19 protein-coding genes are annotated in these 21,790 nt (G+C 68.3%); 9 read left to right on the forward strand and 10 right to left on the reverse strand.

Features of this window, described 5'->3' with window-relative positions; genetic code table 11:
- Positions 1–228 precede the first annotated feature (228 nt).
- Genes ACIA58_RS34625 through ACIA58_RS34645 form a run of 5 tightly spaced genes read right to left on the reverse strand, consistent with a single transcriptional unit; the run spans position 229 to position 7,349 of the window.
- A complete protein-coding gene (locus ACIA58_RS34625; protein WP_396408060.1) occupies positions 229–2,301 on the reverse strand; it encodes an NPCBM/NEW2 domain-containing protein in 2,073 nt (690 codons plus the stop codon).
- 32 nt (positions 2,302–2,333) lie between these two features.
- A complete protein-coding gene (locus ACIA58_RS34630) occupies positions 2,334–4,307 on the reverse strand; it encodes an alpha-galactosidase (RefSeq protein ID WP_396408061.1) in 1,974 nt (657 codons plus the stop codon).
- A complete protein-coding gene (locus tag ACIA58_RS34635) occupies positions 4,304–5,119 on the reverse strand; it encodes a carbohydrate ABC transporter permease (protein WP_396408062.1) in 816 nt (271 codons plus the stop codon). The genes ACIA58_RS34630 and ACIA58_RS34635 overlap by 4 nt, the downstream gene beginning before the upstream one ends.
- The gene (locus ACIA58_RS34640; protein ID WP_396408063.1) at positions 5,116–6,060 is read right to left on the reverse strand and encodes a carbohydrate ABC transporter permease; all 945 of its coding nucleotides are present in this window, start codon (positions 6,058–6,060) and stop codon (positions 5,116–5,118) included. The genes ACIA58_RS34635 and ACIA58_RS34640 overlap by 4 nt, the downstream gene beginning before the upstream one ends.
- Positions 6,057–7,349: an ABC transporter substrate-binding protein gene (locus tag ACIA58_RS34645; protein WP_396408064.1), complete on the reverse strand. Its 1,293-nt coding sequence runs from the start codon at positions 7,347–7,349 to the stop codon at positions 6,057–6,059. Before ACIA58_RS34645 ends, ACIA58_RS34640 begins: the two co-directional genes overlap by 4 nt.
- A 218-nt stretch (positions 7,350–7,567) precedes the next feature.
- Between ACIA58_RS34645 and ACIA58_RS34650 the strand changes: the two genes are divergently transcribed.
- From ACIA58_RS34650 to ACIA58_RS34665, 4 genes are all read left to right on the forward strand, one after another.
- Positions 7,568–8,290: an SDR family NAD(P)-dependent oxidoreductase gene (locus ACIA58_RS34650; RefSeq protein ID WP_396408065.1), complete on the forward strand. Its 723-nt coding sequence runs from the start codon at positions 7,568–7,570 to the stop codon at positions 8,288–8,290.
- A gap of 11 nt (positions 8,291–8,301) precedes the next feature.
- A complete protein-coding gene (locus ACIA58_RS34655) occupies positions 8,302–9,027 on the forward strand; it encodes a FadR/GntR family transcriptional regulator (RefSeq protein WP_396408066.1) in 726 nt (241 codons plus the stop codon).
- On the forward strand, positions 9,024–10,169 hold the full coding sequence (dgoD, locus tag ACIA58_RS34660) for a galactonate dehydratase (RefSeq protein WP_396408067.1): 1,146 nt from the start codon (positions 9,024–9,026) through the stop codon (positions 10,167–10,169). The genes ACIA58_RS34655 and dgoD overlap by 4 nt, the downstream gene beginning before the upstream one ends.
- 80 nt (positions 10,170–10,249) lie before the next feature.
- Positions 10,250–10,942 carry a hypothetical protein gene (locus ACIA58_RS34665; RefSeq protein ID WP_396408068.1) on the forward strand — a complete coding sequence of 231 codons (693 nt, stop codon included), beginning with the start codon at positions 10,250–10,252 and terminating at the stop codon, positions 10,940–10,942.
- 2 nt (positions 10,943–10,944) lie between these two features.
- Here the strand turns inward: ACIA58_RS34665 and ACIA58_RS34670 are convergent, their stop codons facing one another.
- Positions 10,945–12,738, reverse strand: a complete 1,794-nt coding sequence (locus ACIA58_RS34670; protein ID WP_396408069.1) for an exo-alpha-sialidase — start codon at positions 12,736–12,738, stop codon at positions 10,945–10,947.
- Between the two features lie 127 nt (positions 12,739–12,865).
- Here ACIA58_RS34670 and ACIA58_RS34675 point away from each other — a divergent pair, with 127 nt between their 5' ends.
- A complete protein-coding gene (locus ACIA58_RS34675; protein ID WP_396408070.1) occupies positions 12,866–13,486 on the forward strand; it encodes a bifunctional 4-hydroxy-2-oxoglutarate aldolase/2-dehydro-3-deoxy-phosphogluconate aldolase in 621 nt (206 codons plus the stop codon).
- A 2-nt stretch (positions 13,487–13,488) separates the two neighbouring features.
- Positions 13,489–14,421, forward strand: coding sequence for a sugar kinase (locus ACIA58_RS34680; protein WP_396408071.1), 933 nt, complete (start codon positions 13,489–13,491; stop codon positions 14,419–14,421).
- Positions 14,422–14,424: 3 nt separating this feature from the next.
- On the opposite strand, the gene ACIA58_RS34685 is transcribed toward ACIA58_RS34680, so the two are convergent.
- A complete protein-coding gene (locus ACIA58_RS34685) occupies positions 14,425–15,414 on the reverse strand; it encodes a GlxA family transcriptional regulator (protein WP_396408072.1) in 990 nt (329 codons plus the stop codon).
- A 73-nt stretch (positions 15,415–15,487) separates the two neighbouring features.
- Here ACIA58_RS34685 and ACIA58_RS34690 point away from each other — a divergent pair, with 73 nt between their 5' ends.
- Together ACIA58_RS34690 and ACIA58_RS34695 are read left to right on the forward strand one after the other, a co-directional pair.
- Entirely contained in the window at positions 15,488–16,330 is an 843-nt protein-coding gene (locus tag ACIA58_RS34690) for a dienelactone hydrolase family protein (RefSeq protein WP_396408073.1), read from the forward strand.
- A gap of 33 nt (positions 16,331–16,363) precedes the next feature.
- Positions 16,364–16,999, forward strand: a complete 636-nt coding sequence (locus tag ACIA58_RS34695) for an MSMEG_1061 family FMN-dependent PPOX-type flavoprotein (RefSeq protein WP_396408074.1) — start codon at positions 16,364–16,366, stop codon at positions 16,997–16,999.
- 124 nt (positions 17,000–17,123) lie between these two features.
- Here ACIA58_RS34695 and ACIA58_RS34700 read toward each other — a convergent pair whose 3' ends face one another.
- Positions 17,124–17,657, reverse strand: coding sequence for a helix-turn-helix domain-containing protein (locus ACIA58_RS34700; RefSeq protein ID WP_396408075.1), 534 nt, complete (start codon positions 17,655–17,657; stop codon positions 17,124–17,126).
- A 55-nt stretch (positions 17,658–17,712) separates the two neighbouring features.
- Here ACIA58_RS34700 and ACIA58_RS34705 point away from each other — a divergent pair, with 55 nt between their 5' ends.
- Entirely contained in the window at positions 17,713–18,621 is a 909-nt protein-coding gene (locus ACIA58_RS34705) for an alpha/beta hydrolase family protein (protein ID WP_396408076.1), read from the forward strand.
- 6 nt (positions 18,622–18,627) lie between these two features.
- Here the strand turns inward: ACIA58_RS34705 and ACIA58_RS34710 are convergent, their stop codons facing one another.
- Both ACIA58_RS34710 and ACIA58_RS34715 read right to left on the reverse strand, forming a co-directional pair.
- Positions 18,628–20,094 (reverse strand): ATP-binding protein, encoded by a 1,467-nt coding sequence (locus ACIA58_RS34710; protein WP_396408077.1) that lies wholly within the window; start codon positions 20,092–20,094, stop codon positions 18,628–18,630.
- Positions 20,094–21,755, reverse strand: coding sequence for an FAD-dependent oxidoreductase (locus ACIA58_RS34715; protein WP_396408078.1), 1,662 nt, complete (start codon positions 21,753–21,755; stop codon positions 20,094–20,096). Before ACIA58_RS34715 ends, ACIA58_RS34710 begins: the two co-directional genes overlap by 1 nt.
- Positions 21,756–21,790 lie beyond the last annotated feature (35 nt).

Consider the following 21,790-nt stretch of genomic DNA (forward strand, 5'->3'; position numbering starts at 1 on the left):
TTGGGCGGGTTCGGGGTTCGTTGGTGAGTGCCTCATGTCCGGCCTGCGTCCCATCCCGCGTCGCGGCCCAGAGCGGGGCCGCCCCGGAGGCCGGATCTCCAGGCCATCGCAATTGCCTGTCCGGGACCGGTCGCCGCGGGGCGGCCGGGGATCTGGTGATTGTGATGGCCTGGCGATCCGCGCCTGACCTGTGGAGGTGGGTGGACCGATGCCGGTCCACCCACTTCGTCAGCAGGTTGCGGTGGGGGCGGCCCAGTCGGCGCGGTCGTTGTAGCCGCCGTCGCCTCCGTCGCCGACGACGAGGTCGAGGACGCGTACGCCGGTGAGGTCCACGTCGAACTGCTTCGGGGTGAAGCGGTCGACGGTCCCGCTGTCGAACAGGACCTTGCCGTCGCCGACCACCTGGAACGTCGACGTACCGCCGTCCGGTCCGACGTTGCTGACCACGTCGTCGATGCCGACGGTGCCGGTCAGGCGCGAGCAGGCTTTGCCGACGTAGTACCGGATCAGCGACGGCGAGGCGACCCCGATGCCGGTCGGGTACGTCGTACCGGTGAGCTTGATCGGGTTACCGCCGCCGACACTCTCGTCGATCGTCGGCGACATCCAGCCGCTCGTCGCCGTGATCCAGTCGTGGTGCGACAGCGGCACGGTCCCACTCGGGGGCGTCGGCGCAATCACGATCGGCGACAGCATGGTCGTCTGCTTCTGCACGCCATACAGTACCGTATGGTATGCCGCCTGGGCGGTGACGCTCGCGGTACCGGGGGTTGCGCCGGCGGGGAGCTTGACCGTGAAAGTGAAGTTCGCCTGCTTGCCACTGGCAAGGATCGCGGGGTCCTCGGACAGCGGCTGGACGGTCCATCCGTTGCTGCCAGCAACAGTCACGGTCGGCCGCAGCACCGGCAGGACGCCGTCGTTGCGGACGTTGACCTGGACCGTCAGCTCGTCGCCACCGGCGACAACCGGAGCGGCGCCCTCGGGCTGCGGATCCGTGCCCACCTTCGTCACCTGCGGAATCCCAGCGGTCACGTGCGGGATCCCCGGCACGCCACGGGCCGGCTCGACCCGGAACAGCGCCGTACCGTGCGCCGGAACCGCCGCGCTGATCACGCCGGCGCTCTCGGTCACCTTGTTCGTCCACGCGTTCTTCAGCGTGAACCGCGAGCCCTGCAGACCGACGGCCGACGCGGTCGTGGTCAGCGTCTTCGCGCTGTCACCCCGGTTCAGCAGTACGACGGCCCGGCTGCCGTCGGCGAGCCGCTTGACCCACGTCTCCGTCGTACCCGCAGCACCGACCCGGACGGCCTGCACCGCGGCCTTGTCCTGGTTGATCGCGATGACATCGGGATCCGTCAGCATCCCGACGGTCGTCGCGGACAGCTTCCGTACGTCGCTGCCGACGACCAGCGGAGCAGCCGCAACGGCCCACAGCGTGAGCTGCGTCCGGAACTCCTCGTCGCTCATCCCGAGCTCGGGCGCGAGGTAGTCCGGGTCGCCGAACGCACCCGGCTTCACCACCTCCGGGTGCCGCGCGTTCGCGTCGTAGTTGCGTAGTACGTCCTTGAACTTGATGTCGCCCTGGAAGCCGACATCGGTGTACGTGCGCCACGACTGCGCGATCCCCGGTGCGTACGACCAGGAGTTGATCGACTGCTGGGACTCGGGGTAGTTGCCCCAGTCCGGCGACGTGACCGGGTTGCACAGGTTGAAGATCATCGGCCGGTGGCTGGAGTTGTTCCGCAGCGCCTGGGCGAACTCGGTGTAGACCGTCTTCGGGTCCAGGTTGGCCGCGATGCCGCACAGGTAGTCGACCTTGACCGCGTCGAAGCCCCAGGCCGCGAAGGTGTCGGCGTCGTGCTGGTAGTAGCCGCCGCTGCCGAGACCACACTTGCCCGGGATGTACGGACCGGCGTCGGTGTAGATGCCGGCCTTCAGGCCCTTGCTGTGGATGTAGTCGATGAGCGGCTTCAGGCCGTTCGGGAACTTCGCCGGGTTCGGCACGAGGTCGCCGGCAGCGCTGCGGGACTGGTCGGCCTGCCAGCCGCCGTCCAGCCAGACGATGTCGTAGCCGGCCTTTGCCAGTCCGCGGCTCACCAGCGAGTCCGCGACCGACTTGATCGTGTCTTCGGTGAAGTCGCCGCCGAGACCGTAGTACGTGTTCCAGCCCATGTACGGCGTCGGGCTGAGCACGGCTGGTGCTGTAGCTGTGGCCTGAGCCGCCACAGCTGGGGTTGTGGTGGATACGACGCCGCCGAGCATGAGCGCAGCGGCGATCACCCCACCGAGGAGTCGCTTCATGTGCCTTCCTTTGCTGCCAGGTGAGCGGACGGTCAGTCGAGGAGCTCGACGACCAGGCAGTGCGAGTCGGCGGATCCGTCGAACGGGATCCCGACCTGCAGCAGGTAGCTGCCCGGGTAGGTCGCTTCCCCTACCCGGTAGTGCTTCGTGGGATCGAGCCCGGCCAGCGGCACCCGCCGCGGGCGGGTCGGTAGCGTGCCGCGCACGTTGCCGTCGCCGGTCTCCCACAGGAACACCACGGACCGCTCCGCGCCGACGTACTGCACGCCGGCGGACAGTCCGTAGACATTGCTATCGGCAATCAACTCTCGAAAGCCCTTGTACTGCTCGATCTGACGGGTTGCCGTCTTCAACTGCTCGTCGTTCCAGCGGGACAGGTCCGCGCCGATCCCGAGGACGCCGGCCATCGCGACGTGGAACCGGAAGTCGAGCGACCGCTCGCGGCCGTCGTGAGTGCCGAGAGCATCGGTGACCCACGAACTCATCAGATGCGGCGCGAACCCGGTCCGGAACCCCTCCTGAATCCTGAGCCGATCCAGCGGAGCAGTGTTGTCCGACGGCCACAACGTGTCCACCCGGGACGCCATCCCCAGATCCACCCGAGCCCCGCCCCCGGCACACCCCTCGACGTACACCGACGGGTGCTGCTCCCTCAGTCGATCCAGAATCGCGTAAAGATTCGAAACCACCAGCCCGTCGACATCCCGCCGCTGATCACCACTGTCCAGCCGAGGCCGGTTCGCGTCCCACTTCAGGTACTTGATGTCGTACGTCGACAGCAGCCGATCGAGCGTGCTCCAGATGAACTCGCGGACATCGTCCCGACTCAGATCGAGCAGCAACTGGTTCCGCACCAGCACCGGCTCGAAGCGGTCCGTCCGAAGAATCCATTCAGGACGGTCCTGCGCCAACTGCGCCTTCGGGCTGACAGATTCAGGCTCGATCCACAGACCGAAATCCAGACCCAAGCCGCGCAGCCGGCTGATGAAGCCGTCCAACCCGTCGGGGAACTTCTGCGGGTCGACCTCCCAGTCGCCCAGCCCACCCCTGTCATCGGACCGCCCGACGAACCACCCGTCGTCGACCACGAACGTCTCGACGCCGATACTCGCCGCCCGCCGCGCCAACTCGAGCTGATGCTCCGCCCGGATGTCGAACTCGGTCGCGAACCACGAGTTGTACAACACGTGCGGCGTCCGCTTCCGCGACTGCGCACGCTCATAGCCATGGAACGCGCGTGCAAGTCCGTCGGCGCCGTCAGCACTACAAGCACCGACAGCCTTCGGAGACTCCCACGTCTCCCCCGGCGCGAGCGCGATCCCGTGGCTCGACGACACGCGACCCGCCTGGATCCGCAGCAGCCCGGTGGTGTCGACGTCCGCCGACATCTCCCACGACCCGGACCACGCAAGCTGCACGCCGTACGCAACGTCCCCGTCGGTCGCGAGGAACGGCGAGTACGAGTGCCCGGTGATCCCCTGCGCACTCCCGATCGTGAACCGGCCGCGCGGCAAGGTCACCGAGGCCTGCTGGAACTCGCTGTTCCACTCGCCCCACAAGTACTTGATCGTGTTCCCACCAGGCACCACGAACCCGGCGGAGTCGTGCCGATGCAGCGTCAGCTCGTCGGTCCAGTCGTTGCGCACCGAGATCCAGCGCTCCAGCACGTCGCCGACCATCCGATAGTGCAGGACGAGCCCGATGGCGCCGGCGAACTCGAGCTCGAGGCCGTCGCCCTCACGAGCTTCCACGAAGACCGGGCGGAACTCGTCCGTCCCCTCAGGAGCGGAGACAACGAGGTCCACAGGGGCGGTGTAGCGGACCCCGCGGACGGCGTACTCCAACGGCTCCACATCCGCGCGCGGCACGAAGTGTTCCGTGCCGACGATCTCCACCGGTGTGAGGCCGTCATCCGGGCCCCAGGCAACCAGCTGGGCCCACTGCCCGTGATCCGGTACGCCGACCACGTACGACGTCGTCGTACCGCGCAGCGTCCACGTCTTCACTTGACGGCTCCGATCGCCAATCCGCCCACGAAGTGCTTCTGGAAACGAAGGAACACCGCCACTGTAGGCACCGCGGCGATCACCGTGCCGGCCGCGATCACGTTCCACGAGGACACGAACAACCCTTGCAGACCGAGCAGCGCCGGCGTCACCGGCATCTTCTCGCCGGACCGGATGACCGTGATCGACCAGAGCAGATCGTTGAAGATCCAGGTGAACGACAGCGCTCCCAGCGCCGCCAACGCCGGCCGGGTCAGCGGCAGGATCACCGCCGAGTAGATCTTCCCGGGCCCGGCGCCGTCGATCGTGGCCGCCTCCTGGATCTCGCGCGGCAGGTCCCGCATGAACCCGTGCAGCACGAACGTGTAGAACCCGAGCCCGAACCCGACATGGACGGCGATCAGTGCGATCAGCGTGTCGTAGTACCCGATCAACTCCACGAACCGGGAGATCGGGATCAGCAGGATCTGGGGCGGCAACAGGTTCCCCATCAACATCAGCAAGAGGATCGTCCGCCGGAACGGGATCGAGTAGCGCGCCAGCCCGTACGCCGCGATCGACGCCAGTCCGAGGCTCAGCAGCACCGCCGGGATCGTCACGAGCAGGCTGTTGATCAGCGCCCGGAACTCGTCCGCGTCCTCCCACGCCGACTTGTACGTCGAGAACGTGAACGAATGCGGCAGCGATCCCAGCCCGTTCGCGGCGACGTCGTCGAAGCTGCGGAACGAGATCACGATCACCCAGAGGATCGGCGCGATCCACAGGAACGAGACGACGCTCATCGCGACGTGGTAGCTCACCTTCCGAATCATGATTCCTCCCGGAAGGCGCGGATGAGGTAGCCGAGGATGACGGCCAGTGCGAGCAGGAAGATCACCACTGCGAGCGCGGAGGCATAGCCGAGCTGGGTCGACTGGAACGCCGTCGAGTACATGTACGTGCTGAGCAGCTCGGACGAGTGGTACGGACCGCCCTTCGTCATCGACCAGACGATGTCGAAGGAGCGCAGCGAGTCGATCACGATCACGGACAGGACGACGGAGTTCACGCCCTTGAGCTGCGGGATGGTGACGTACCTCGTGCGCTGCCAGGCGGATGCGCCGTCGACCTTCGCGGCTTCGTACAGTGCGGGGTCGACCGCTTTCAGGCCGGCCAGGTAGAGCACCATCACGTACCCGATCTGGCGCCAGAGCGCGGGCACGATCACGGCGTACAGAGCGGTGTCCGGATCGGCGAGCCACGGGCGGACGAAGTTGCCGAGACCAACCGTCCGGAACACAGTGTCGACAAGTCCATCCGGCTGGTAGAACACGCGCCAGATGAGCGCCGTGACCACCAGCGAGAACACCACCGGGGTGAACAGCGCCGCCCGGTAGATGCCCACGCCGCGGCGCTCCCGCTGCAACAGCAGCGCCATCCCGAACCCGCCGATCACACTCAACCCGCCGAACAGCACCAGCCAGATCGCCGTGTTCTTCAGCGCGGTCCGGAAGATCGGATCCGACACCATGTCGGAGAAGTTGCCGAACCCAACGAACCGCGGCGCCGACAACCCGTCCCAACTGGTCAACGCCAACCAGAATCCCTGCAACGCGGGCCAGAACACCCATACCGCTTCAATGACGAACGGCACCAGCACAAACGCGAGGATGAGAGGAGACACCCGCGGCGGACCCGACCGCTTGGTACGACGCGACCCGGCCGCCGGACCGTTGCCGGTCCGGCTCCGTGGTTCCACAGCTGTTGCGGTCACGCCTTGAAGACCTTCTGTGCTGCTGCCTGCCAGTCGGCGAGGATCTTGTCGATCTGGTCGGGCTTGTCGAGGAACTTGGTGAGGGCGGCGTCGGCGGTGGGCTGGAGGGCGTCGCTGGAGTCACGGTTGAAGAACTGGGTGATCTCCGCGGCGCCTTCGATCATCGCCTTGCCCTTCTTCACCAGCGCGGTGTCGGCCGACTTGCCCTCCGGGTTCGCCGGAATCGCCGTACCGGAAGAGCTTTGTACGTAGATGTTCTGCGCCTCCGGCGTCGCCAGCCAGGCGAGGAACTTCTTCGTACCCTCCGGATCCTTCACCTTCTTCGACGCGAAGTACCCGTCCATCGGCGCCTCTTCGGCCACCGGTACGGCGGGATCGATGATCGGGAACTGGAAGAAGTCGATGTCGTCGAGCGCGTCCTTCGGCGCCGAGTCCGCGAAGAACGTCCCGATCAGGAACATCCCGGTCTTGCCCGCGAGCAGCGCCGACGTCGCCTCCTGGAACGGGAACGACTTGCCCTTCGGGTCGAAGTACGGCAGCACCTCGCGCCACTTGGTGAAGACCGCCTTCACCTTCGGATCGGTGAAGTCGCCCTGGCCGGCCAGCAGTTGCCGGTGGAACGGCGCGCCGTTGATCCGGATGTTCAGGTAGTCGAACCACGCCGACGCGACCCACGGGGTGTCGCCGAGGCCGATGCCGATCGGCGGGATCCCCTTGCTCTGGATGGTCTTGCACACGGCAACGAACTCGGCCCACGTCTTCGGCGGCGTCACGCCCCACTTGGCGAAGTTCGACTTCCGGTAGAACATGCCCCACCAGTAGTAGCTGGTCGGCACGAAGATCTTCTGCCCGGCGCTGCTCGTCGATAGCGTCTGCATCGCCTTCGAGTAGTTGCCCATGCCGTCCCAGACGCTCGTCACGTCGAGCAGCAAGTCCTTCTTCGCGTACGAGTCCGCGACCGATCCGGCGTACCAGGTGTAGACGTCCGGCGGGTTCGCAGACGTCAGGTACGTCGGCAGCTGGGTCCGGAAGATCTCCGCCGCGACCGTGTTCAGCTTGACCTGCGACCCGCCGGTTTTGTTGTACGCGGCAACGAGATTCTCCATCGCGGCCTTGGCCTGCTCGCTGGACAGGTTGGACTGCAGCGCCAGCTCGCCGGTCGTCCCGCTGCCACTGCCCGGACTCTTCGTCGAGGTCGCACACCCGGGTACCAGGGTCGCGGCCCCGAGCAGTCCGAGTCCCTTGAGGAAAGTCCGCCGATCCGATGCCGGTACTGCCAGACCCGTCATGCCCAACTCCTGAGATCTGCTCGACGGTCATGCCAGTCGAGTACGTGGTCCTTGTTGCCGACGATCTTGCGGCGAGCCGTCCCGGGTGTCAATATTAATTCGTAAATTACGAGCAAATCGCTTGACGCGACGACGGCGTCACGGTCAACTGATGGCTCGTTCATCGTTGGAGCGGGCCTGCCTGCATGCTTGGGTAGGGGTGACGTGAGGAGGCGCGGGTGCGGCTGGCTGGGCGGGTGATCGTGGTGACCGGGGCCGCGTCGGGGATCGGCGCGGCGTGCGTCGAACGGGCGCTGACCGAGGGCGCGCAGGTCGTGCAGGTGGACATCCACCCGTGCAAGGACCTGCCGGGCAAGGCGATCAGCGTGGTCGGCGACGTCGCGTCGCCGGACACCTGGGCCGAGGTCCGGTCCCGCGGCCGCGACGAGCTCGGCCCGGTCGACGGCCTGGTCAGCAACGCGGTCGTCGTCGACGTGAAGCCGGCCCACGAGCTGTCGCCGCCGTCCTGGCAACGCCAGCTCGACGTCAACCTCACCGCGGCCTTCCTCGGTTTCCAGGCGCTGTACGACGACCTCGTCGCGAACGCCGGCTCCGTCGTACTGGTCTCGTCGGTGCACGCGATCGCAGGCCTGCCCGGCCATCCGGCGTACGCCGCGACAAAGGGCGCGCTGATCTCGCTCGGGCGCCAGCTGGCCGTCGAGTACGGTCGCTCGATCCGGGTGAACACCGTCCTGCCAGGTCCCGTCGTGACGGCGATGTGGGACCGGGTCGACGCCGAGGGGCGCGAACGCAGCGCGCAGGCGACGGCACTCGGGCGGCTCGGTCAGCCGGACGAGGTGGCTCAGGCGGTGGCGTTCCTACTGTCGTCCGAGGCGTCGTTCGTGACAGCAGCCAGCCTGGTGGTCGACGGCGGATGGTCCGCGGTGAAGGACTCGGCATGAGGGAGAGCGGTGTGACGGGGATTCAGCGTGGGGTGTCGCGTGGGCTGCATGGGCAGATCGTGGAGGTGATGGCTGAGCGCATCCTGTCCGGGCAGATCGCAGAGGGCGCGACCATCAACGTGACCGAGCTGCAGTCCGACCTCGGCGTCAGCCTGACGGCGGTCCGGGAGGCATTGAAGGTGCTGACGGCGAAGGGTCTGGTGGACGCGCGGCAGAAGCGCGGCACGTTCGTCCGCCCGCGTTCGGACTGGAACCTGCTCGACGCGGACATGATCCGGTGGCACTTCAAGGACGCCGACTCCCGGCCCGAGCTGCTCGAGGAACTGCACGAGGTGCGCGGGATCGTCGAGCCGGCCGCGGCCCGGCTGGCCGCACTGCGATCCGACGACTCCGACGTCGAAGCGCTCGACGAGGCACTCGCGGGGATGGAGTCCGCGGACGACAATCTCGCCGCGGCGGCCGCGGACCTCGCGTTCCACCGGGCGTTGCTGGCGGCAACCGGCAACGAGCTACTGACGAAGATGGAAGTGATCATGGAGACCGGGCTCGCGGACCGCGACCGGCTGGTGCACACGGTCAAGCCGTCGGACGATCCGATCCCGAGCCACCGCCTGGTCGTGGACGCGATCCGCGCGCACGACCCGGAGGGCGCCGAGCTCGCGATGCGGGAGCTACTGGCGAAGGCGGCCGAGGACCTGACCGAGGTACGCGGATCGACTCGTCGGCGGCGCCGGTGAAGATCGAGAAGATCGAGACGTTCCTCGTCCCGCCGCGCTGGTTGTTCTGCCGGGTCGAGACGAGCGACGGCGTCGTCGGCTGGGGCGAGCCGGTCGTCGAGGGCCGCGCGGAAGTCGTGCGGGCCGCGATCGACGTACTCGCGGAGTACCTGATCGGCCAGGACCCGTTGCAGATCGAGCGGCACTGGCAAGTGCTGACGAAGGGCGGGTTCTACCGCGGCGGGCCGGTGCTGAGCAGCGCGGTCGCCGGGATCGACCACGCGCTCTGGGACATCGCCGGGAAGGTGTACGGCGCTCCGGTCGCGGCACTGCTCGGCGGACGGGTCCGTGACCGCGTCCGCGTGTACGCGTGGGTCGGCGGGGACGAACCGTCATCCATCGGCGACGCGGTGGCGGAGCAGGTCGCGGCCGGTATGACTGCGGTGAAGATGAACGCCAGCGGGCAGATCCAGACCTCACCATCGGTTGCCGAGGTCAACGACATCGTCAACCGGCTGGCCGCGGCCCGCGAGGTTCTCGGCGACACGCGGGACGTCGCGATCGACCTGCACGGGCGCGTCGGCGTGGCCGGCGCGCGGCGGATCCTGCACGCGGTCGAAGGTTTGCAGCCGATGTTCGTCGAGGAGCCGGTGCTGCCGGAGCAGATGGCTCACCTGTCCTCTGTGGTGGAGGCCTCGACCATCCCGGTCGCACTCGGTGAACGGCTCTACCACCGGGCCGAGTTCATGGCTCCGCTGAACGCAGGCGTCGCCGTCGTACAGCCGGACGTGTCGCACGCCGGCGGGATCTCCGAGTTGCGACGGATCGCCGTACTCGCGGATGCGCATGGCGCGATGCTTGCCCCGCATTGCCCGCTCGGCCCGATCTCGCTGGCGGCCTCGTTGCAGGTGTCGTTCGCGACGCCGAACTTCCTGATCCAGGAGCAGAGCCGCGGAATCCACTACAACGCGTCGAGTGACCTCACGTCGTACGTCGTGGATCCGGCGCCGTTCACGTGGGTCAACGGCCACGCGGAGTGGAATCCCCTGCCTGGCCTGGGAATCACCGTCGACGAGGACGCGGTTCGCGCCGCCGACAAGACCGGTCACACGTGGCGCAACCCGGTGTGGACCCACCCAGACGGCTCGTTCGCCGAATGGTGACGGTTGACGCGACCGATGGTGGTCGTTGGACATCCCTACAGTTAGCCAACCGGGAGTGGCTCTGGGCCGGGCCCGGCCTGATGACTGCTCCCCGCACCGGTCTTGCCACCTTCATCGACGCGGGCGGCCTGGACGAATGCTTTCCTACCGTTCGCGGCACGCCCGACCACGGCGGCCTCTGGAACCAGCGCTGGGACGGTTCGGTCGAGTACGACGGCGCGGTGCTGACCCGCGCCTTCACCTCCGGCACCGATACGGTCACCGTCGACTACCACCTCGAAGCAGTCCCGGACTACCGGTTCGTCTGGGCTGCACATGCCTTGCTCGACTGTGTCGCGGGTGCAGTCGTCTCCGCTCCGCCCGGGACTTCGTGCAGGATGTATCCCGAGGCGGCTGGTCAGCTCCCGTGGGCTTGGCCAGGTGACGCACCGTGGGTCACCGCAGCATGGCCGACCCCGCTGGACCTCACCGTCTACGGCGAGTCGGACGGGACGGCGGCCGGCGCCGTTCTGGTGGATTGCCCGACGGTCTCGGTGCGCGATCGCGGCGCTGAACTCACGATGACCCTGAGTTGCCCAGGGCAACCAGTCTCGACCGCGATCTGGCGTAACCAGGGCGGATTCCCGGCGGATGCGCCGTACCGGAGCCTCGGCGTGGAGCCGATGCTCGGCCGGGTGTTCGACCTCGCCGAGGCCGGACCCGACGACGCCGCCGTGGTGCCGGCGAGTGGCGAGCTGGCCTGGCGGCTGACGCTGTCCGCCAGGCCGGTGTGATGTCACCCGAGCGGCAGATCGAGTACGGAGTCGGACACGGCCGTGCTGTTGCTCGCGCGGATGCTGTTGATCTCGGTCGCGGTGAGAGCGCACCTGTAGAGGCGGACCTCGTCCATCGACCCGTCGAAGTGGTGCGCCCCGTCCAGTCGCTGGCCGACGTACATCTTGAACGGGCGGCCGGGGCTCACCGAGCCGCTCGGTGCGGCGACGCTCGCGGCCTGGGCGCCGTCGACCCAGATCGAGACGGTGCCGGCTTTGCGTTGCAGGGCGACGTGGTGCCACGCGTTGTCGTTGTAGGCCTTGGTCGTCTGCACGGCTGCGGTGTTGCCGCCGGTGGTGATCAGGCCGCGGATCCGGCTGTCCGACGGTTCGGCCCGCAGCCAGAACTGCGAGAACTCGTTGATGTTGTAGCCCCAGAAGATCGCCTGCGGCGTCGTACTGGCGCCGTACTTGATCCAGGCCATCGCGGTGAAGTCGCCCGCGCCGACCGCGAGCGACTCGGCGTACGGGAGCTGGAGCGCGTCGTCAACACCATCGAAGTCTCTGGCCTGCCCGAACTTCCCCGCAACCGCGGCCGGGGTACCGCGCAGGTAGCTGTCGTTGTGCAGGCCGCTGGTGTCGGGCGTGGTGGCGCCGAGCGGTGCATCGGGGTGGCCGATGTCGTTCTCGGTGAAGCGGGCGAAGCGGATCTGGTCCCGCGCGTCGACCGCGCCGCCTTCGTAGAGCAGGCCGATCTCGCCGGTGTCGAGGATCGCCAGATCGGAGTACCCGGACCAGTCGCTGGTGATTCGGGTGCCCTCGGCAACGGTTTGCCAGGTCTTGCCTTCGTCGAAGCTCGACCGGATCGTCATGTACCGCCGGCGATCCGGATCCGCCGGCGCCGCGAACAAGATGCGGTTGTACTTGTCGCCCTGGTCAACGGCTCGGAGTCGTTGCAGCGAGCCCTGCACGACCGGCGTCGTCAGCCCCGCGATGGTGGCGAACGGCGCCGCGAACGTCTGCCCGCCATCGTTGCTCACCGCGGACATCCGGCTCGCGCCCGACGTACCGGCGTTGTTGCGGGCGCCGGCGTACACGCCGCCGTCGACCTTCTCGACCACGCTGATCTCCTGCGGCGTCGCGTCCGACCGGAGATCGGTCGCACCCTTGTGCCAGGTCTCGCCGTGGTCGTCGCTGTACACAAGCTGGCCCGCGTTCTTGCCTGCGCCGTTGTCGTAGTTCGTGCCCGCAACCAGCCGGCCGGCGTGCGCGCCGCGGGTGAGCTGGATGCCGTGCACCGGACCGGTCGCGTACCAGCCCCAGGCCGGATCGTCGATCTGGTCGCCGATGTTCTCGGCCTTGCTCCAGGTCTTCCCGTCGTCGTCACTGAACTGGGCGTACGGCGTCCGCGGGCGGCTCGTCGTACCGGGGTCCATCGTCGAGAGCAACACGATCCGGCCGGTCTCGTAGTCGACGATCGGGGCCGGATTTCCGCGCGTCGCCACCGCGGTCGGATCGGAGTCCGTCCCGGACAGTACGGTCTGCGTCGCCGACCAGGTCCGGCCGTCGTCCTCGGACCGACGCAGCACCAGGTCGATCTCCTGGGAGTCCGCGCACCAGGTACGCCTGGCCTCGGCGAATGCGAGCAGCGTGCCCGCCTTGGTCTTCACGATCGCGGGGATGCGGTAGCAGCCGTAGCCGGCGTCCCCTTTGTCGAACAGCACGGTCTGGGTGATGGCGGCCTGCGCTTGGGTCGGCATGGTCAGGCTCGCGGCGGTCAGAGCCAGCGTTGTGAGCAGGACTTTGAGCTTGGGCATGGGCGGGTGCCTCCTGAAAGTAAACAACGGGGCGGCTGTTCACTCAGTAATTTAGCCACAGATCGGGTGTCCAGAACAGAGGTCATAGGACGTCCTATCCCCGAATCGATCACTTAGGTTGGAGACCATGGACCTGCTTGCCGAACTCCGCACCCGGAAGCTGCTCGCGATCATCCGCGCCGACGGGGCGGACACCGCGCTGGCCTGCGTCGAGACGCTCGTCGAGGCCGGCGTCACCGCGCTGGAGATCTCGCTCACCACGCCCGGCGGCGTCGAGGCGATCGCCAAGGCGCGTTCGCAGTACGACCCGCACATCCTGATCGGCGCCGGCACGGTCGTCACCAAGGCCCAGGCCGACGAGGTCGCGGCGGCCCGCGCGGGTTTCGTCGTCACGCCCGCGATCACTCGCGGCGCCCACCGCGCGGTTCAGCTCGGCCTGCCACTGCTCTGCGGCGCCCTCACCCCCACCGAGATCGTCGCTGCTCTCGACCTCGGCGCGACTGCGGTGAAGATCTTCCCCGCCAAACTCCACGGCCCCGGGTACTTCAGCGAACTCCGCGCCCCGCTTCCCGACGCGCCGCTCATCGCCGTAGGCGGGGTCGACGCCCAGTCCGCGCCGAAGTACCTGTCCGCGGGAGCGCTCGCCGTCGGCGTGAGTTCTCCGCTGCTGGGCGACGCGGGCCACGGAGGTTCGCTGGCCGAGCTCGCCATCCGCGCCAGCACGTTCCGGACCGAGCTCGGCGTCTGACGATGACTGATCTCCTCACCCTCGGCGAGACGATGGTCTCGGTGCGGACCGCCCGGCCGATGCGCCTCGGCGGCGACGCGCACCTCTCGATCGCCGGCTCCGAGACCAACGTGGCGATCGGGCTGGCGCGGCTCGGCCACAGCGCCGCGTGGTTGAGTGCCGTGGGCAACGATGAGCCCGGTCGGCTCATCCAGCGGACGCTCCGTGCCGAGAACGTCGACACCGCGTACCTGCGCTTCACGAACGACTCGTTCACCGGCTTCATCGCGTTCGACCAGCCGTCGCACGACATCACCCGGGTCAGCTACCACCGCCGCGGCTCGGCCGCATCCAGCCTCACCGCTTCGGAAGCCACCGCGGCTCTGGATGCGGCGAGGCCGACGCTGCTCCACGTCACCGGCATCACCCCGGCGCTCTCCGACACCGCGCGCGCCGCGACACTGGCCGCCGTACGCACGGCTTCGGCAGCGGGCGTCCGGGTCTCGCTGGACGTGAACTACCGGGCTCGCCTCTGGTCCCGCGCCGACGCAGCCACCGCGATCCGCGAGCTCCTGCCCCACGTGAACACGATCTTCTCCTCGGACGACGAGCTGGATCTCCTGACCGACGCCGCCGATCCGATCGCCGACCTGCTCACCCGGGTGGACCACGTCGTCGTCACCGCAGGCGGGAAGGGCGCGTGGGCGCACTCGGGCGAAGGCACCATCCACCGCCCGGCCCTGCCCGTCACCGTCGTGGACAGCATCGGCGCCGGCGACGCGTTCGTGTCCGGCTACCTCTCCGCCACCCTCGACGACCTCTCCCCCGAGTCCCGCCTCGAGCGGGCCACCACCTCCGGCGCCTTCTGCGTCACGGCGTACGGCGACTGGGAGTCCCTCCCCACCCGTGAAGACCTGACCCTCCTGGCCCACTCCCAGGGCACCGCTCTCCGCTGACTGTCACGCGCTGCCCGCCGGGGGACGCCGGAACTGGGAGCGGTACTCGCCCGGCGCCTTCCCGGTGTGCCGCCGGAACAGGCGGCTGAACGAGGCGGCGTCCTGGTACCCCACCTCGCCGGCAATGCGGGCCACGGTCCGACCGGTCGTCTCCAGCAGTCGTCTGGCTCGGCGCACCCGAGCCGCCTGCAGATACTCGAGCGGCGTGACGCCCACTGACTCACCGAACCGGCGGTGCAGGGTCCGCGAGCTGACATGGAGCTCACCCGCGAGTCGGTCCAGGTCGAAGGCAGCATCAAGGTGCTGGTCCAGCCAGCGCTTCACGTCGTCGGCGAAGGTCGAGCCCCCGGCCGGAAGGATCGACTCGTCGACGTACGGCGCCTGCGAGGTCCGGGCGTCGTCCACGAGCGCGATCCGGGCGGTGGTGCGCGCGATGGACTCACCGCTGTGGCGGCGGATCAGCGTGAGGGCGAAGTCGTACATCGCGCTGAACGCGGCGGTCGTCGTCACGCCCTGATCGGTGACGACCAGTTGATCGGCACGTACGTCGACCGCTGGGTACCGGCGTGCCAACTGGTCGGCGTACAGCCAGGAAGTCGTGGCGCTGCGGCGGTCCAGCACACCGGCCTCGGCGAGCAGGAACGCACCTACGCACAGGGAAACGACCGCTCCGCCGCCGGCCGCGTGCGTCCGGATCGACGCGACCTCCGGGCCGAGGCGGGCCAGGACGCGATCGACCTCGACCGGCGGTCCGACCTCGAACCCGGGCACGACCAGTACGTCGGATTCCCGCAGCGGGGCGACGCCGATCCGGACGTCTCCGGAGGCGAGCACCCGGCGCCGCGGCGACACGATCCGCACGTCGTACGCCGGATCGGGCGCTCCGCGCGCCTGAGCGACGCGCATTGCCATCGTGAGGAGGTCGGGGACTCCGAGGATCTCGGACGCGAAGCAGCCCGGGTACGCGAGGACCGAGATGCGGAGTGGAACCATCTGGCGAGATTAACCACATAGTTGGCGATCTCGCCAGTGGTGGCTACTACTCCCTGCCGGACATTCTCGGGCCATGAGCCGAGCCCGCCGCAGCGCCGACGATCCCCTCGACGACTTTGAGCATCGGGTCGTCGAGGTCGATGGCGTCGCGAAGACGGTGCACGTCACCGGCTCTGGTCCGGCCGTTGTCGTCATGCCGGAGATGCCAGGGATCAGCCCGGACGTGGCCCGGCTCGCGCGGTGGGTGCGGGACGCCGGCTTCACCGTGTTCGTACCGTCGTTGTTCGGCGTGGACGGCGCTTATCCGACGGCCGAGGAGGGCCAGAAGATCGTCCGGCGAGCCTGTGTGAGCGCGGAGTTCAGCGCGTTCGCCGGCGGCGGGACGAGCCCGGTCAGCGGATGGCTGCGCGGCCTGGCCCGGATCGCGCTCGACGAGGTGGGCGGACCGGGTGTGGGCGCGATAGGCCTCTGCTTCACCGGCAACTTCGCGCTCACGATGGCACTCGAGCCGGCGGTGATCGCGCCGGTCGTCAACCACCCGTCGCTTCCGCTGGACGCCCCGGGCGAGCTCGAACTCTCGGCCGCCGACGCGGACGCGCTGGCGGAGCGGTTCCGGCGCGAAGACCTGCAGGTGCTCGCGTACCGGTTCCAGGGCGACCGGTGGTGCACCGGCCAACGCTTCGCGGCGTACCAGCGGCTCCTGGGCGACGCCTTTCTGGGACGCGTACTGCCCGCGGACGCCGCGAACCCGGACCCGCCGCCGTTCTTCCGAGACGTCGTCGGATGCGCGCACAGCGTGGTGACGGCCCACTTCATCGACGAAGCCGGCCACCCCACGGTGCAAGCCCGCGACGAGATCCTGGCGTTCCTCACCGCCAAGTTGCATGTCACGCCCGAGGGCGCCGGCTCGTCTTAGTCCCGACGTACCGGATCGAGTAGGAGGCATGACGTGAGCAGGTGGGACGAGCTGCCCGAGGTGCGCAGCGTGGCCGAGCTGGAGCGGTTCGGTACGCCGGACCCGATCCCTCGCGACAAGGTCGAGCCGCGGCTGAGCGACGTACATCGGGAGTGGATCGGGGGCACACCTCTGGTCTTCGTCGCCACGTCCTCGCTCGACGGCCACTGCGACGTTTCACCGAAGGGCGACCCGCCGGGATTCGTGAAGGTGCTGGACGAGGACACGCTCGCGATCCCCGAACGCTCGGGCAACCGTCGCATGGACGGCTTCCACAACATCCTCGAGAACCCGTACGCCGGCCTGCTCTTCGTCATCCCCGGACGCCCCGAGACGCTCCGCGTCAACGGCCGCGCCCGCATCGTCACGGACGGCCCGTTCTTCGACGACATGGTCGTGCGCTCCCATCGCCCGCCGCTGGCGCTCGTCGTACACGTGCAAGAGGCGTTCTTCCACTGCCCGAAGTCGTTCGCCAGATCGCGGACCTGGAAGCCCGCCACCTGGACCCCGACCGCGGTCCGCCCGTACGCCGAGATCGCCCAGGCCCTGTGGCGCCGCACCGAATCCCTCGAGTCGATCGAAGCCCGCAACCACCCAGCCCTCCTCGAAGCTCAGCTCTACCAGCCCTAACCTCCCCTGGCACAACAGATCCAACGGGATATCCCTTCGTGTCGCTCGTTCTCCCGTCCTCCCGAGACGGGAGAACGAGCATCACGAGGGGATATCCCGCCAAGGCCAAGTAGCGCAGTGTGGGTCAGGTGTCGGTCTCTACCGGGAACAGGATCGGGCTGAGCAGGTACCGCGATCGGCCCGGCGCGGGCTGGTTCGTCAATGCCGGGAGGATTGCTGCCCGCATGCCCTCGATCAGCTGACGCAGCTCGTCGTCGGTGAGCCAGATCCCGTGCTGGCGATACCCGACGGCGTCTGCGAGCGGATCGGCGCCCTCGCGATCGAGGTACGCGTTGAACTCGGCGACCAGCGCGGCCAGTGCGACGGAGAACCCACGCCGGTGATCCTCGACCGTCAACCGCGCGAGCTGCTCGGGCGTGATCGACGCACGCTCCTGGCGCAGCCGGAACCGGCGCTCGACCGCACCGCGAACCCGCCGCTCCTCCGCGACCTCGAGGATCCCGCCCTCGGCGAGCAGCTCGACGTGCCGGTACAGCGTCGCCTTCGAGACGTCCGCGATCCGCTCGCCCAGCTCGCCGGTCGTCAGCTCCCGGCCGCCCCGCAGCGCATGAACGATCCGCAATCGGACCGGATGTCCCAGCAGCTCCAACGGGCCCATGGCGAAACGATCTCACGCCATGCTACCTTTCTCAAACATTGAGAAAGGTACGCCGATGACCTGGACTCCCCCGCCGTACGCCGACCCGACTGCGTTCACCGAGCAGGACCTCGTCCTCGACGCGGCCGGCCGAACGGTCCCCGGCACTCTGACGCTCCCGAGCGAACCGTCCATCGGCGTCGTACTGCTGGCCGGCGGCGGACCTTTCGACCGTGACGAGACCAGCGGACCGAACAAACCGTTGAAGGATCTCGCCTGGGGCCTTGCCACCCAGGGGATCGCGGTACTGCGCTTCGACAAGCTCACCGCGAACCGCCCGGAGGCCATGACCGAGCCGGGCTACACGATGACCTCGGAGTACGTGCCGCACGGCATCTGCGCCGTACGCGCACTCGCCGAACACGTCGACCAGGTTTTCCTCGTCGGTCACAGCATGGGCGGAAAGGTCGCACCGAAGATCGCCGCCGCAGAACCGTTGGTCGCCGGTCTGGTCATCATGGCCGGCGACACCCAACCGATGCACCACGCGGCCGTCCGGGTGATGACCTATCTCGCCGAAACAGGAGCGGTTCCACCCGAGGCGATCGAGGTGTTCAAGCACCAGGCCGCGGTGGTCGACGGCCCCGACCTGTCGTCCGCGTCGCCCGCAGACCTGCCCTTCGGCATGCCGGCGTCCTTCTGGCTGGACCTCCGTGAGTACGACGCGGTCGCCACCGCGGCGAAGCTCGACCTACCGATCCTTGTCCTGCAAGGCGGTCGCGACTACCAGGTGACGGTCGCCGACGACCTTCCCGGTTGGCGCGACGGCCTCCCGAACGCGACCGTCAGGATCCTCGACGCGGACAACCACGTGTTCTTCCCCGGCGCCGGCCCGTCCACCATGGCCGACTATCAGGCCCCGGGACACGTGGATCCCGAGGCGCTGGCCGCCATCCTCACCTGGTTGCCAACGGCAACCAGATGAGCCGCCTCAGGAGAGTAGCGCCGGGTCGGACTCCAGCTCCCGCTCGGGATCGAGCGGAAGGACGATCTTGAAGACGGTCCGGCCGGGCTCGGACTCGACCCGGAGGTCGCCGTGGTGCTTCTTCACCACGATCCGCCAGGAGATGTCGAGGCCCAGGCCGGTGCCCTCGCCGATCGGCTTGGTGGTGAAGAACGGCTCGAAGATCCGCCGCCGGATCTCCTCCGGGATCCCCGGCCCGGTGTCGCCGATCTCGACGACCGCATAGGCGCCGTCCTTGCGGGTGCGGATCGTCAGCGTGCCGGATCCACCCATCGCGCTGACCGCGTTGTCGATGATGTTCGTCCACACCTGGTTGAGCTCCGCGGCGTACGCCGGGATCTGCGGCAGCTCGGGGTCGAAGTCCTTCACGACCTCGTAGCCCTGCAGCTTCCCCGACATCATCACCAGCGTCGACTTCAGCAACTCCCGCAGGTCAACCGTCTGGTACGGCGCGCGGTCGATCTGTGAGTACTGCTTGGCCGCACCGACGAGCGTCGAGATCCGGGTGACGGAGTCGTCGATCTCGTTCATCAGGGACTCGGTGTCGATCGTGTACATCAACCACCGGACCGCGCCCTCGAGGTACTTCGGCCCGACGGCCGTCTCCACCTCTTCCATCCACGGCACATCCAGCCCGGCCGCCGCCAGCACCGGCGCGATGTCCCAACTGGCCTGGACGTCGTGGTCCTCCAGCCAGTCGGTCAGCGCGTCCTCACGGTCGGACAACTCCATCGGCGGGATGTCTTTGTCCTTGTTCTTGTCCAGGCGCTCGACCGCGTCGTCCTGGAGCGCGACGATCTGGTGCAGCTTGGTCGCGTCGAGCGTGCCGTCCGCGAGCATCGCCAGCTTCGACCGCATCCCGGAGACCCGCTGCCGCAGGGTGGCAGCGGCCCGGACCGCTGCCGCGGCCGGGTTGTTCAGCTCGTGGGTCAGCCCCGCGGACAACGAACCGAGGGCGAGCAACCGCTCGCGCTCCCCCAGCGTCTCGTTGGTGCGGCGCATGCCCATCACGAAGCCCTCGATCAGGTGCACCGCCATCGGGAACCAGGTGTTCATCATCGTGGCCATCGTGTCCGCGCCGATGACGAAGAACTCCGACGGCTGCGTCACCTGCATCGTCGCCGTGTACGACTTGTGGTCGTTGGCTCCGAAGAACGCGTTGAACGCGCCCGAGTACACCCCGCGCTGGCTGGTCCGGTTGATCTCGATGAGCTCACCGTGCGACAGCTTGCACAGCCGGATCTCACCGGAGAGCAGGACGTAGCAGCAGGTCGCCTCGTCGCCCTCGTTGAAGACGATGCCGTCGTGGTCGGACTCGACGTACCCGGCCTCGGACAGCCACTGCAACTGCTCGTCGGACAGACTCTCGAAGAGGAACAGCGTGCGCAGCTCATCCGGGGTCAGCCGCCGCGGCTCCACAGCTTGGTCAGTCATCAGAGCATCTCCAGGTATCGGTGCACCAGTGTCACGGCCATCGCTCCGTCGCCGACCGCCGAGGCAACCCGCTTCACCGACTCGGCCCGCACGTCACCCGCGGCGAACACGCCGGGCATGCTCGTCTCCAGGTGGTACGGCTCCCGCTCCAGCGGCCAGCCCGGCGGTCTGCCGGGCAGGTCCGGTCCGGTGAGGACGAAGCCTCGGTCGTCGCGGAGCAGGTCACCGGGCAGCCAGTCCGTCCGCGGGGCCGCGCCGATGAACACGAACATCCACTCCGTGTCCACCTCGCGTTTCTCCCCGGTCTCGCTGTTCAGCAGGGTGAGATGTTCCAGGTGCTCCGAGCCCATACAGGAAACGACCTGCGTGCAGGTATGCACCTCGATGTTGTCGATCCCCTCGATCTGATCGATGAGGTACGACGACATCGTCGCGGTGAGCGATGGTCCTCTCACCAGCATATGCACGCGTCTCGAATACCTGGAGAAATAAACTGCGGCCTGACCGGCGGAGTTGGCTCCGCCGATGATGTAGACCTCCTCACCGGCACACGCCGGGCCCTCGGTCGTGGCCGAGCCGTAGTAGATCCCGCGACCGAACAGATCGTCGACACCCGGCGCCTGCAGCGTCCGGTACGAGACGCCGGTAGCCAGGATCACCGAGTGCGCCGAGATCTCGCTGCCGTCGGCGAAGCGGAGCTGCCGCGCGTTGCCGAGCTTTTCGAGCCCGACGACCTGACGGGTCGTCAGCAACTCGGCCCCGAACCGGACCGCCTGCCGCCTGGCCCGGTCCGTGAGCTGGGCACCGGACACCCCGTCCGGGAAGCCCAGATAGTTCTCGATGCGGCTGGACTGGCCCGCCTGACCACCAGTCGCCAACTGCTCGACCAGCACGGTCCGCAGGCCCTCGCTGGCGCCGTACACCGCTGCGCCGAGCCCTGCGGGACCGCCGCCGACGACGACCAGGTCGTAGAAGTCCTCGGCCGGCGCAGTGGACAGGCCGACCTTGCTGGCCAGCTCGGCTTCGGACGGTGCGACCATCACCGTGCCGTCTGGCGTGATGACCACGGGCAGCGTCGAGCCGTCGAGCCCGGCCGCTTTCAGTTGCCGCTTTCCCTCCTCGTCGTCGACACTCAGCCAGCGGTAAGGCACAGCGTTGCGGGCGAGGAAGTCGCGGGCCGCGAACGACGGCGCCGACCAGCGGTGACCGATCACCCGGGTTTCATCGGCGGACGGGCCTGGGGTCTTCTTCCACAGGTCGAGCATCGCGTCGACCACCGGGTACAGCTTCTCCTCCGGCGGGTTCCACGGCTTGAGCAGGTAGTGGTCGAGGTCGACCACGTTGATGGCCTGGATCGCCGCGTCCGTGTCGGCGTACGCCGTGAGCAGCACGCGGCGGGCGAGCGGGAAGAGATCCATCGCGGCCTCGAGGAACTCGATGCCGGACATCTGGGGCATCCGGTAATCGGCCAGCAGCAGGGCGACGGGCTCGCCGCGCAGCTTCAGCTCCTTCAGCGCGTCGAGCGCCTGCACCGGGTTCTCCGCCCGGACGATGCGGTTCTCCTCGCCGTACCGACGGCGGAGGTCACGGGCGATTGACCGGGAAACGCCGGGATCGTCGTCCACGGTGAGGATCACCGGGCGGGTCGTTGACGCTGTCATGCCTCCTTCATACCAGCGCCAAGCCACAAATCGGG

The sequence above is a fragment of the Kribbella sp. NPDC051586 genome, assembly GCF_044453965.1.
Taxonomy (GTDB): Bacteria; Actinomycetota; Actinomycetes; order Propionibacteriales; family Kribbellaceae; genus Kribbella.